Consider the following 12743-nt stretch of genomic DNA (forward strand, 5'->3'; position numbering starts at 1 on the left):
TAATTTTATTACCTTATAAAAGTTTCCCGTTTTTTTTGTAGCATATTTGTGCGACTTTTGTTTATAATGAATAGTATGGATTTTTTTAAGCAGGCCGTTATATATAAGGTTATATTTGATGAAAGGAAGTGCCGCATAAGTGGATTTTAAGCAATATTCACCAGAAGAGCTAAAAGAATGTTCAATGATTGAAGTTGTACATAGCGTTTTAGGGGATAAAAAACAAGCAACGACATTCAACGAGTTGGTTCAAGAAATCGCTCAAGTGCTGGGACTATCTCAAGAGCAAGTTAATGCGAAACTCGCACAATTTTATACAGACTTAAACATCGATGGACGTTTCATTAATTTAGGAGAAAATCGTTGGGGACTACGCAGCTGGTACCCATATGAGCAAATTGATGAAGAAATCTTACCGCAGCCAAAACCGAAGAAGAAACGTAAAGTTGAGGAAGACGGTTTTGACGACTACATTGAAGAAGATGAAGATGACTTTGACGATGCAGACGGAAATGCAGACGACGAAGATGATGTAGAAGATTTGGACAAGGTTCTTGAAGATGAAGACGGAGATGACGACGATCTTGATGATTTAGAAGAAGATGAAGACGACGACTTCGCTGAAGAAGAACTTGAGTATGATGAAACTGAAGAAGAAGAAGAGGAAGAACTGTAGTTCTTGACTTTTCATTATCGTCCATGTAGAATCATTTTTGGGCTCTTTAAAAAAGGACGATAATACTTTTAAAGTGTAAATATAAAAGAAAATTGCTCCCTACTTATTACTTTATGTGATGAGGGGAGCAATTTTCTTTTTTGTTTTTTGTTTAGAAAATAAAAAGAGTCTAACAATAAGATGGATACAGTGTTATCTACATACGTTGCGCTTTGCAACGGTGATTATATAACAGCAAAATAGAAGGGAGCTTTTTCATGACTAAGTATATTTTTGTAACAGGCGGTGTAGTATCGTCTTTAGGAAAAGGTATTACAGCAGCATCTCTTGGAAGACTTTTAAAAAATCGTGGTTTAAACGTAACGATTCAAAAGTTTGATCCATACATTAACGTAGACCCAGGGACTATGAGCCCATATCAACACGGTGAGGTATTCGTAACAGATGATGGCGCAGAAACTGACTTAGACCTTGGTCACTATGAGCGTTTCATCGACATTAACTTAAACAAATACAGCAACGTAACAACAGGTAAAATTTACTCTTCAGTTCTTCAAAAAGAGCGTCGCGGTGAATATTTAGGAGGAACGGTTCAAGTTATTCCTCACATTACTAACGAAATTAAAGAACGCGTATATCGTTCTGGTCGTGAAACAAATGCGGATGTTGTTATTACAGAAATCGGTGGAACTGTTGGTGATATCGAGTCTCTACCATTCTTAGAAGCAATCCGTCAAATTAAGAGCGACATCGGTCGTGACAATGTAATGTACATTCACTGTACGTTAATCCCGTACTTAAAAGCAGCGGGTGAAATGAAAACAAAACCAACACAACATAGCGTTAAAGAACTTCGTAGCTTAGGTATTCAACCAAACATCATCGTTGTTCGTACAGAAATGCCTGTTTCTCAAGATATGAAAGACAAGCTTGCATTATTCTGTGACATCGATACAAAAGCAGTTATCGAAGCTCGCGATGCAGATACTTTATATGCGGTTCCATTATCTCTTCAAGAACAAAACATGGACCAAATCGTTTGTGATCACTTAAAATTAGACAATCCAGCTGCAGATATGACAGAGTGGACTGCGCTAGTTAACAAAGTACGTAACCTTTCTAAGAAAACAAAAATCGCTCTTGTTGGTAAATATGTAGAACTTCAAGATGCATATATTTCTGTTGTAGAAGCACTTCGTCATGCTGGTTACTCATTCGACACAGATGTAGAAGTAAAATGGGTAAATGCTGAGCACGTAACAGCAGAAAATGTACAAGAATTAGTAGGAGACACAGATGGTATCCTTGTACCAGGTGGCTTCGGCGATCGTGGTGTAGAAGGTAAAATCGTTGCGATTCAATATGCTCGTGAAAACAAAGTTCCATTCTTAGGAATTTGCTTAGGTATGCAACTTGCATCAATCGAATTCGCACGTAATGTATTAGGTTTAGAAGGTGCTAACTCTTCTGAGATCAATCCTGATACGCCATATGCAATCATTGACTTATTACCAGAACAAAAAGATGTAGAGGACTTAGGTGGTACACTTCGTCTTGGTCTATACCCATGTAAGCTTGCTGAAGAAACAAATGCTTACAATGCTTATAATGAGCCGGTTGTATATGAGCGTCATCGTCATCGTTATGAGTTCAACAATCAGTTCCGTCCGGATATGGAAAAAGAAGGATTTGTATTCTCTGGTACAAGCCCAGACGGCCGTCTAGTTGAAATCATTGAATTAAAAGACCATCCTTGGTTCGTGGCAGCACAGTTCCACCCAGAACTTGTTTCACGTCCAAACCGTCCACAACCATTGTTCCATGACTTCGTAAGAGCTTCTATTACGAATAAAGAGAGCAAGTAATAAAAAAAGCGCCTGAAATAAGGCGCTTTTTTTAATATTCATTTAACATTTCATCGATTGTGAATTTGATCCCGTGATAAGCAAATAAGGCTACTATTAAACTTGGGAATCCGTAGCGATTACCTTCATCGTCTGGAATAAGACCTTTTAACAGTTTTGTATCAATATGTACGTCTGTATATCGTTCGAGTGATTCCGTACCTTCTTGAAGAGCAGAAATGCCGACAATAGAGTGTCCCTCTTCTTGTAGTTTTTTTGCAATTTCTACAACCGCTTCATCTGTTGAAAAACGGCTAATAAGAAGTACACGATCCGCAGAGGTTACTTCTGCTTCTTTACCATTTTCAAATAAGCGTTTTGCTTGCTTCATTGGTTCAGCACCGAATAGTGCCTCGGCAACAACGCCCTCCATTTCATTTGTACCATGTAAATAAATGAAACCATCGCCAACTAATGCTTGAGCAAGTAAACGAGCGCTATCTTCTATATTCATTTCTTCTTTTTGAGAAACTCTGGAGAAATAACCACTTAATTGAGTTGAAAAAATTTTTAACATAATGTTACTCCCTTCGTACGTGTTTGCCGGCTTTCATTATAATTTATTTTTTTAGAAAGGTGAAATCGTAGGGTAGCATAACAAAATAGGAAACGGTAAAATAAGAAAGAATAGGAAGGAATTTGCCAAAGAATAGCGAAATTAAATCGTTAAGATATAAGAAGCTTTAAATCTTGTACTTACACAGAAAGGTTGGGAATTATGGAAGGTAAAATTTTAATCGTTGATGATCAATATGGGATTCGTGTGTTATTACATGAAGTGTTCCAAAAAGAAGGTTATCAGACATTCCAAGCAGCGAATGGATTTCAAGCTTTAGATATCGTGAAAAAAGATAATCCAGATTTAGTAGTGTTAGATATGAAAATTCCAGGCATGGATGGTATAGAGATTTTAAAGCATGTAAAAGAAATTGATGAGAGTATTAAAGTAATTTTAATGACTGCTTATGGAGAGCTTGATATGATCCAAGAAGCAAAAGATTTAGGAGCTTTAATGCATTTTGCTAAACCATTTGATATTGATGAAATTCGTCAAGCTGTGAGAAATGAGCTCGCTGTAGAGGCATAAAAATGAATTTTTTATAAAAAATATGGAAAAAAGCGTTTACATGGACTATTGTGCAGGTGAATACGGTTGAGTTTTTGAGTACAAGTTGTTATCCTATTGAGTGTAGAAAAAAGTCCGGTATGTAGATATACATATTTTACCTTATTCTGGTCATACTACCAGCGATAAGAACTTATCGGATACAAAAAACGTTTTTTAGGAGGATTCACCATGCCTTTAGTTTCTATGAAAGAAATGCTAAACAAAGCACTAGAAGGAAAATACGCAGTTGGTCAATTCAACATGAACAACTTAGAGTGGACTCAAGCTATCTTAGCTGCTGCGGAAGAAGAAAAATCTCCTGTAATCCTAGGTGTATCTGAGGGTGCAGCTCGTCATATGACTGGTTTCAAAACAGTTGTAGCTATGGTTAAAGCTTTAATCGAAGAAATGAACATCACTGTTCCTGTAGCGATTCACCTTGACCATGGTTCAAGCTTCGAAAAATGTAAAGAAGCAATCGATGCAGGTTTCACATCTGTAATGATCGACGCTTCTCACCACCCATTCGAAGAAAACGTTGAAACTACTAAACAAGTAGTAGAATACGCACACGCTCGTAACGTATCTGTTGAAGCTGAGCTTGGAACAGTTGGCGGACAAGAAGACGACGTAATCGCTGAAGGCGTAATTTACGCTGACCCAGCAGAGTGTAAGCACCTTGTTGAAGCAACAGGTATCGATTGCCTAGCTCCAGCTTTAGGTTCTGTACACGGTCCTTACAAAGGTGAGCCTAACTTAGGATTCGCTGAAATGGAACAAGTTCGTGACTTCACTGGCGTACCTTTAGTATTACACGGTGGTACTGGTATCCCAACTGCTGATATCGTAAAAGCTATCTCTTTAGGTACTTCAAAAATCAACGTAAACACTGAGAACCAAATCGAGTTTACAAAAGCTGTTCGTGAAGTATTAAACAAAGACCAAGAAGTTTACGATCCTCGTAAATTTATTGGACCTGGCCGCGACGCTATTAAAGCAACTGTTGCTGGTAAAATGCGTGAGTTCGGTTCTAACGGTAAAGCGTAAGAATAAAATTCCGTTTTGGAAACCGTCTAGTCTTTTAGACGGTTTCCTTTCGTTGTATAATGAAAGCGTGAACAAGTCGAAAGATTTTATCATTTTTGGTTTTTAAATAGAAAATAATGTGCATAGTCCTATTAATAAATGTGATAACGTATCTAAATTGATAAAGTGAATTCGATGAATAGTTGATCTTTATCTATTCGTGCTACAGGAGAAATGGAGATAATGGTTTCCTATTTATTGAGTTTTGGGATGGAAAGAGTAATTGAGATTCTTAAGGGGAGCTTTCTATGAAAAGATAGAAAGTAAATACATTCACAAGAAGGGAGCTCAATATGGAAAAATTGCTAATTGAAGGCGGAAGAGCTTTAAATGGAACAATTCGAGTAAGCGGTGCAAAGAACAGTGCCGTTGCATTAATTCCAGCGACAATTTTAGCAGATACTCCAGTAACTATTGGTGGTGTCCCTAATATTTCGGACGTGAAAATGTTAGGCGACTTACTAGAGGAAATTGGAGGGAAAGTAACTTATGGACAGGAGGAAGAGATGGTAGTCGATCCTTCTAACATGGTTGCAATGCCTTTGCCAAATGGAAAAGTGAAAAAATTGCGCGCTTCTTATTATTTAATGGGTGCGATGCTTGGCCGTTTTAAAAAAGCTGTTATTGGGCTTCCGGGTGGATGTCACTTAGGACCGAGGCCGATTGATCAGCATATTAAAGGGTTTGAAGCGCTAGGTGCACATGTTACAAATGAACAAGGTGCCATCTATTTAAGAGCAGATGAACTACATGGAGCACGTATTTATTTAGATGTTGTTAGTGTGGGGGCTACGATTAATATTATGCTAGCAGCTGTACGAGCAAAAGGTAGAACTGTTATTGAAAATGCAGCGAAAGAGCCCGAGATTATTGATGTAGCTACATTGTTAACAAGCATGGGAGCACGTATTAAAGGTGCTGGTACAGATGTAATCCGAATAGATGGTGTGGACTCTTTACATGGTTGTCACCATACTATCATCCCAGATCGTATTGAAGCTGGTACGTATATGATTCTAGGAGCTGCATCAGGAGGAGAAGTAACGGTTGATAACGTTATTCCTCAGCATTTAGAATCAGTTACTGCTAAGCTAAGAGAAGCTGGTGTTCAAGTTGAAACGAATGATGATCAAATTACAGTGAACGGTAATAGAAAGTTAAAAGTAGTTGATATCAAAACGCTTGTATATCCAGGTTTTCCAACAGATTTACAACAGCCTTTTACGACGCTTTTAACAAAAGCACACGGGACGGGAGTTGTAACAGATACAATTTACGGTGCCCGTTTCAAACACATTGATGAATTACGTCGTATGAATGCTCAAATTAAAGTAGAAGGTCGTTCGGCAATTGTAACTGGTCCTGTGTTACTACAAGGTGCAAAAGTGAAGGCGAGTGATTTACGAGCGGGAGCGGCACTTGTTATTGCAGGGTTAATGGCAGATGGAATTACAGAAGTAACAGGACTTGAGCATATTGATCGAGGTTATGAGAATATAGTGGACAAGCTTAAAGGGCTTGGAGCAAACATTTGGCGAGAACAAATGACAAAACAAGAAATTGAAGAGATGAAGAACGCATAAGTGATACTTCCGTAAGGGGGAAGCGAAGCATCACTACTTGCGGAAGTACACTTTATAGAAAAACACGGTTCACAAAATACGGCAGAAATATAAAGACTTAAAGGAGAGGGATTATTGTGGAAAGAAGTTTATCTATGGAGTTAGTACGTGTAACAGAGGCTGCAGCATTATCATCAGCGCGTTGGATGGGGCGCGGGAAAAAAGATGAAGCAGACGGTGCAGCAACATCAGCTATGCGTGATGTATTTGATACAATTCCGATGAAAGGTACAGTCGTAATTGGTGAAGGTGAGATGGATGAAGCACCAATGCTATATATCGGAGAGAAATTAGGTACAGGATATGGACCACGTGTAGACGTTGCGGTTGATCCTTTAGAAGGGACAAACATCGTAGCAGCTGGTGGCTGGAATGCTCTTGCTGTTATTGCAATTGCAGACCACGGTAATTTGTTACATGCTCCTGACATGTACATGGATAAAATCGCGGTTGGCCCAGAAGCAGTTGGGGCAGTCGACATTGATGCGCCTATTATTGATAACTTACGTGCAGTTGCGAAAGCGAAAAATAAAGATATTGAAGATGTTGTAGCAACAGTTTTAAACCGTCCACGTCACCAAGCAATTATCGAAGAAATTCGTAAGGCTGGTGCTCGTATTAAATTAATTAACGATGGAGATGTAGCTGGAGCAATTAATACAGCGTTTGACCGTACAGGTGTAGATATTCTATTTGGATCTGGTGGAGCACCTGAAGGTGTATTAGCAGCAGTTGCTTTAAAATGTTTAGGTGGAGAAATTCACGGAAAACTATTGCCACAAAACGAAGCTGAATTAGCACGTTGTAAAAAAATGGGCATAGAAGACATTAATCGTATCCTTCGTATGGAGGACTTAGTAAAAGGTGACGATGCAATCTTTGCAGCAACAGGTGTAACAGATGGTGAACTATTACGTGGTGTTCAATTTAAAGGTAGCGTAGGAACAACACAATCTCTTGTTATGCGTGCAAAATCAGGCACAGTTCGCTTCGTAGATGGTCGTCATAGCTTAAATAAAAAACCGAACTTGGTTATTAAGTAAAAGGTGGAAGCGGCTCGCTCAGAAAGGTTAAAATGGTCGATCTTTTTAACTATCGGAGCCGGAACTAAATTAAATAAGAAGCGAAGACAAATTTTCTTGTCTTCGCTTCTTGTATTTGTGTTCCAACGTATTGATTAAAACTAGATAAAAGGGTTACAATAGTGAATATTACCCTACTTGAACTTATTGCCTTTCATTATTAATTATTTGCCTTCCGTATTTTTTCCCTTTACCCATGAAAAAAGAGAATAACGTTAAAGTGTGGTGTCTGAATGAATTTGTCAATTGCAGCATTAGAAAACATGAAATTAAAAGAGTTATACGAGCTTGCGAAAGAATTTAAGATTTCGTATTATAGCAAGTTAACGAAAAAAGAGTTAATCTTTTCTATTTTGAAAGCTCGAGCAGAAAAAGAAGGTTTCTTTTTCATGGAAGGCGTATTAGAAATTATTCAATCAGAAGGATTTGGATTCCTACGTCCTATCAACTATTCTCCAAGCTCAGAAGATATTTATATCTCAGCTTCGCAAATTCGTCGTTTCGATTTACGTAATGGAGACAAAGTTTCTGGTAAAGTACGACCTCCGAAAGAAAATGAACGCTATTTTGGGTTATTACAAGTTGAAGCTGTAAACGGAGATGATCCAGATTCAGCAAAAGAGCGTGTGCATTTCCCTGCATTAACACCATTATACCCAGATCGCCAAATGAAATTGGAAACGGAACCGAAAAAGTTACCGACACGTATCATGGATTTAATCGCACCAGTTGGATTTGGACAACGTGGTTTAATTGTTGCGCCTCCAAAGGCTGGTAAAACAAGTCTATTAAAAGAAATTGCACACAGTGTTACAACAAATCATCCAGAAGCAGAATTAATTGTGCTTTTAATTGATGAGCGTCCAGAGGAAGTAACAGACATTGAACGTTCTGTTAAGGGCGACGTTGTAAGTTCTACTTTTGATGAAGTACCAGAAAATCATATTAAAGTAGCTGAACTTGTGTTAGAACGTGCAATGCGTCTTGTAGAGCACAAAAAAGATGTTATCATTTTAATGGATAGTATTACCCGTTTAGCGCGAGCTTACAACCTCGTTATTCCGCCAAGTGGTAGAACATTATCGGGTGGTATCGACCCAGCGGCTTTCCATAGACCGAAGCGTTTCTTTGGAGCTGCACGTAATATTGAAGAAGGCGGTAGCTTAACGATTTTAGCAACAGCCCTTGTTGATACAGGATCTCGTATGGACGATGTTATTTACGAGGAATTTAAAGGAACTGGAAATATGGAACTTCACTTAGATCGCTCGTTAGCTGAACGTCGTATCTTCCCAGCGATTGATATTCGTCGTTCTGGTACACGTAAAGAAGATCTATTAATTCCAAAAGAGCATTTAGACAAGTTATGGGGCATTCGTAAAACAATGCGTGATACACCAGACTTTGTTGAAGGTTTCTTACGTAAGCTTCGTCAAACGAAGACAAACGAAGAATTTTTACAAAACATTGTTGCAGACTCGAAAAGATATGTAACAACTAAGTAAAGGGAAAAGATTGGGACTCGCTTATTTTATAGTAAGCGAGTTTTTTATGCCTTTTAGGTGATATTAAAGAGAGAAATAAGTGGGAGAACCTTAGCTGGTCAGAGCAGAACGAACCGCCTCCACTTTAAGGTGATATCTAGCTCCAGCGGCTAGAATGGTAGGTGGCTTCGCGTCTTTCTACGAGGTAAAAAGCACCTCTACGTCAGAAGCTCCATCCCCCTCCCATTCTGAACGAGCCGCTTCTGCTTTTAAATTGTATCTAGTTCCGACGGCTAGCTCTTCGTGTCTAAGAACCTCCCGCACTAAAGGTAAAAAGCACCTTTTGTGCGAGAGAACCTTAGCCAGTCAGAGCTAAACGAGCCGTCTACACTTTAAATTTCAAAAGACAAAAACAGGTAGTTGCAAAATGAAGTTAGCCTTGTTATAATTTCATCATATGTGTTTCATCAATATAGTTGTGTATGCAGCTGAAGATGAAAAACTCTGTTTCGAAAATGATTCAGGGCGGAAGGAGATGAAAAGAATGAAAGCAGGAATTCACCCAGATTACAAGAAAGTTGTATTCATGGACACAAACACAGGCTTCAAATTCTTAAGCGGGTCTACTAAAGGCTCTAGCGAAACTGTTGAGTGGGAAGATGGTAACACTTATCCATTACTAAAAGTTGAGATCAGTTCTGATTCTCACCCATTCTACACTGGACGTCAGAAGTTTGCTACTGCAGACGGACGCGTTGATCGCTTCAATAAGAAATACGGTATCAAGTAATAAAAACATAAAACAGGCAAGTGTATGTATTCGCTTGTCTGTTTTTTTTGTGAAAATATTATACCTTTACCCTACTTTTAACTAAAAAGTAGATGAAAGGAGAGCTTCATGTACTTAATAAATCAAAATGGCTGGATTGAAGTGATTTGCGGTAGTATGTTTTCTGGTAAATCAGAAGAGTTAATCCGCCGTGTGCGCCGTACGCAATTTGCGAAACAACATGCAATTGTATTTAAACCATGTATTGATAATCGCTATAGTGAAGAAGACGTTGTATCACATAACGGATTAAAGGTAAAAGCAGTTCCTGTTTCAGCTTCAAAAGATATATTTGAACATATCACTGAAGATATGGATGTAATTGCAATCGATGAGGTACAATTCTTTGATGGGGACATTGTGGAAGTGGTGCAAGTATTGGCAAATCGTGGCTATCGTGTCATTGTAGCTGGTTTAGACCAAGATTTCCGTGGTCTACCATTTGGACAAGTTCCTCAGCTGATGGCGATTGCTGAACATGTAACAAAGCTACAAGCAGTATGTTCTGCATGTGGATCTCCGGCAAGTCGTACACAACGATTAATTGATGGAGAACCAGCGGCATTTGATGATCCGATTATTTTAGTTGGGGCTTCAGAATCGTATGAGCCACGCTGTCGTCATTGTCATGCAGTTCCTACAAACAAAGATAAGTAAAACTCGCTGCGCAAGGCGGGTTTTTTTCAGAATAGAGAGTGTGGTTGGTGTGAGCCGCTTACGCTTTTAAATATATCTAGTTCCGGTGGCTAGCTCTTCGCATCTAAGAACCTCCCGCACGAAAGGTAAAAAGCACCTTTTGTGCGAGAGAACCTTAGCTGGTCAGAGCTGGACGAGCCACCTCCACTTTTAAATATAATTTGCGTTTTTTTGAGTAAGTACCATATACTATTTGTATTAGATACTAGGATGTAGAGGTGAATGATGTGTTAGATCGTTTGCAAGCTGTAGAAAATCGTTATGAGAAGTTAAATGAATTGTTAAGTGACCCAGAGGTTATTAGCGATACAAATAAACTTCGTGAATATTCAAAGGAACAGTCTGATATACAGGAAACGGTAGAGGTGTATCGTGAGTATAAGGATGTTCGTGAGCAATTAAAAGATGCGAAAGCAATGTTAGAAGAGAAGTTAGACGCAGAAATGCGTGACATGGTAAAAGAAGAGGTTTCTGAGTTAGAATCACAAGAAAAAACGTTATCAGAACGTCTGAAAATTTTACTAGTTCCAAAGGACCCTAATGATGATAAGAACGTTATCGTTGAGGTTCGTGGGGCTGCTGGTGGCGACGAGGCCGCTTTATTTGCTGGTGACTTATACCGCATGTATAGCCGTTATGCTGAGGTTCAAGGTTGGAAAACAGAAATTATCGAGGCTAGCTATACAGAGTTAGGTGGATATAAAGAGATTATCTTTATGATTAACGGTAAAGGTGCTTTCGCGAAGCTGAAATTCGAGAATGGTGCTCACCGTGTACAACGTGTTCCTGAAACGGAATCTGGTGGACGTATTCATACATCTACAGCAACTGTAGCTGTATTACCAGAGGCAGAAGAAGTAGAAATCGACATTCACGAGAAAGATGTTCGTGTTGATACATTCGCTTCTAGTGGTCCTGGAGGACAAAGTGTTAATACAACGATGTCAGCGGTACGTTTAACGCATTTACCGACTGGTGTAGTTGTATCTTGTCAGGATGAGAAATCACAAATTAAGAATAAAGAAAAAGCGATGAAAGTATTACGCGCACGTGTTTATGATAAGTTTAGACAAGAAGCACAAGCTGAATATGATCAAAACCGTAAACAAGCTGTTGGTACGGGTGATCGTTCAGAGCGTATTCGTACGTATAACTTCCCGCAAAACCGTGTTACAGACCATCGAATCGGTTTAACGATTCAAAAGCTAGATCAAATCTTACAAGGTAAGTTAGATGATTTCATCAATGCCTTAGTGATGGAAGATCAGGCTCAAAGGATGGAGGCAGCTGAGTAATGCGTGTCTATGAAGCCCTGAAATGGGCTTCTTCTTTTTTACAGGAAAATGGACGAGATGAAAATGCGGGAGAAATTGTCCTTTGTCATGTATTAAAGATGAACAGAACAGGATTACTTATGAATATGCGTGAAGAAATAAATGAGGAACAAGAGGCAAGCTTTACGGAGTTTATCCACAAGCATGTAGAAGGTATTCCTATTCAATATATGATTGGTTATGAAATGTTTTATGGCCGGTCGTTCTTTGTGAATGAAGAAGTATTAATACCAAGACCGGAAACAGAAGAGCTTATAGTAGGAGTATTAGAAAGAATTGAGCGCCATTTTGGCGACAAGGAACTACATGTAGCAGATATAGGCACAGGTAGTGGAGCGATTTCTATTACGCTTGCTTTAGAAAATAAAAATCTCCACGTGTATACAGTAGATATTGCACAAGAGTCGATTGAAGTTGCAAAAGAAAATGCAAAAGCTTTAGGTGCAGAAGTAACGTTCTATCACGGTGATTTATTGTCACCATTTGATAAAACGGGTCAAAAGCTAGATGTTGTTGTTTCAAATCCTCCATATATACCGGAAGAGGATTGGCGTGGTCTTTCTCCTGTTGTGAAAGAGCATGAGCCGAAGAGAGCGCTTGTTGGTGGAGAAGACGGATTAGATTTTTATCGCCGTTTTATGGAAGAATTGCCGAATGTGTTGCAGGAGAAAGCAATTGTAGCGTTTGAAATTGGAGTAGGACAAGGTGAGGATGTAAAAAGATTGTTACAACAAGCTTTTCCACATGCCCATGTTGAGGTTGTTTTTGATATTAACGGAAAAGACCGTATGGTATTTGCAGAGATGGAGTAAGGTTCACACCTTACTCTATTTTTTTTTGTAGGAAAATTCATATAGATTTTGAATTTAATAGTTTAGAAATATGAAAGTCTGTCCACACTGTTTGTAGAGGGGACGGTGGA

General features: G+C 38.8%; 12 protein-coding genes. 11 read left to right on the plus strand and 1 reads right to left on the minus strand.

Annotated features, from left to right (window positions below; genetic code table 11):
* Positions 1-139 precede the first annotated feature (139 nt).
* Both rpoE and pyrG read left to right on the plus strand, forming a co-directional pair.
* Complete coding sequence (rpoE, locus tag MRP26_RS12665; protein ID WP_069356559.1) at positions 140-676, plus strand: DNA-directed RNA polymerase subunit delta; 537 nt, start codon at positions 140-142, stop codon at positions 674-676.
* A gap of 257 nt (positions 677-933) precedes the next feature.
* Positions 934-2541 (plus strand): CTP synthase, encoded by a 1608-nt coding sequence (gene pyrG / locus MRP26_RS12670; RefSeq protein ID WP_000170461.1) that lies wholly within the window; start codon positions 934-936, stop codon positions 2539-2541.
* A gap of 31 nt (positions 2542-2572) precedes the next feature.
* On the opposite strand, the gene MRP26_RS12675 is transcribed toward pyrG, so the two are convergent.
* Positions 2573-3097, minus strand: a complete 525-nt coding sequence (locus MRP26_RS12675) for a DUF2529 domain-containing protein (RefSeq protein WP_000912402.1) — start codon at positions 3095-3097, stop codon at positions 2573-2575.
* Between the two features lie 201 nt (positions 3098-3298).
* Here MRP26_RS12675 and spo0F point away from each other — a divergent pair, with 201 nt between their 5' ends.
* From spo0F to prmC, 9 genes are all read left to right on the plus strand, one after another.
* Positions 3299-3667, plus strand: coding sequence for a sporulation initiation phosphotransferase Spo0F (gene spo0F, locus MRP26_RS12680; RefSeq protein ID WP_000398594.1), 369 nt, complete (start codon positions 3299-3301; stop codon positions 3665-3667).
* Positions 3668-3877: 210 nt separating this feature from the next.
* Positions 3878-4735: a class II fructose-bisphosphate aldolase gene (locus MRP26_RS12685; RefSeq protein ID WP_001131856.1), complete on the plus strand. Its 858-nt coding sequence runs from the start codon at positions 3878-3880 to the stop codon at positions 4733-4735.
* A 332-nt stretch (positions 4736-5067) separates the two neighbouring features.
* A complete protein-coding gene (murA, locus tag MRP26_RS12690; protein WP_000413248.1) occupies positions 5068-6357 on the plus strand; it encodes a UDP-N-acetylglucosamine 1-carboxyvinyltransferase in 1290 nt (429 codons plus the stop codon).
* Between the two features lie 116 nt (positions 6358-6473).
* A complete protein-coding gene (gene glpX, locus MRP26_RS12695) occupies positions 6474-7439 on the plus strand; it encodes a class II fructose-bisphosphatase (RefSeq protein ID WP_000442336.1) in 966 nt (321 codons plus the stop codon).
* A gap of 272 nt (positions 7440-7711) precedes the next feature.
* Positions 7712-8983, plus strand: a complete 1272-nt coding sequence (rho, locus tag MRP26_RS12700) for a transcription termination factor Rho (protein WP_001053902.1) — start codon at positions 7712-7714, stop codon at positions 8981-8983.
* A gap of 523 nt (positions 8984-9506) precedes the next feature.
* Positions 9507-9752, plus strand: a complete 246-nt coding sequence (locus MRP26_RS12705) for a type B 50S ribosomal protein L31 (protein WP_000643435.1) — start codon at positions 9507-9509, stop codon at positions 9750-9752.
* Between the two features lie 108 nt (positions 9753-9860).
* Positions 9861-10448, plus strand: a complete 588-nt coding sequence (locus tag MRP26_RS12710) for a thymidine kinase (RefSeq protein WP_000280851.1) — start codon at positions 9861-9863, stop codon at positions 10446-10448.
* Between the two features lie 266 nt (positions 10449-10714).
* The gene (gene prfA, locus MRP26_RS12715; RefSeq protein ID WP_000887066.1) at positions 10715-11782 is read left to right on the plus strand and encodes a peptide chain release factor 1; all 1068 of its coding nucleotides are present in this window, start codon (positions 10715-10717) and stop codon (positions 11780-11782) included.
* Positions 11782-12633: a peptide chain release factor N(5)-glutamine methyltransferase gene (prmC, locus tag MRP26_RS12720; RefSeq protein WP_001267022.1), complete on the plus strand. Its 852-nt coding sequence runs from the start codon at positions 11782-11784 to the stop codon at positions 12631-12633. Before prfA ends, prmC begins: the two co-directional genes overlap by 1 nt.
* Positions 12634-12743 lie beyond the last annotated feature (110 nt).

Origin of the sequence: Bacillus sp. CCB-MMP212, assembly GCF_022748145.1 — a bacterium.
Classification (GTDB): domain Bacteria; phylum Bacillota; class Bacilli; order Bacillales; family Bacillaceae_G; genus Bacillus_A; species Bacillus_A cereus.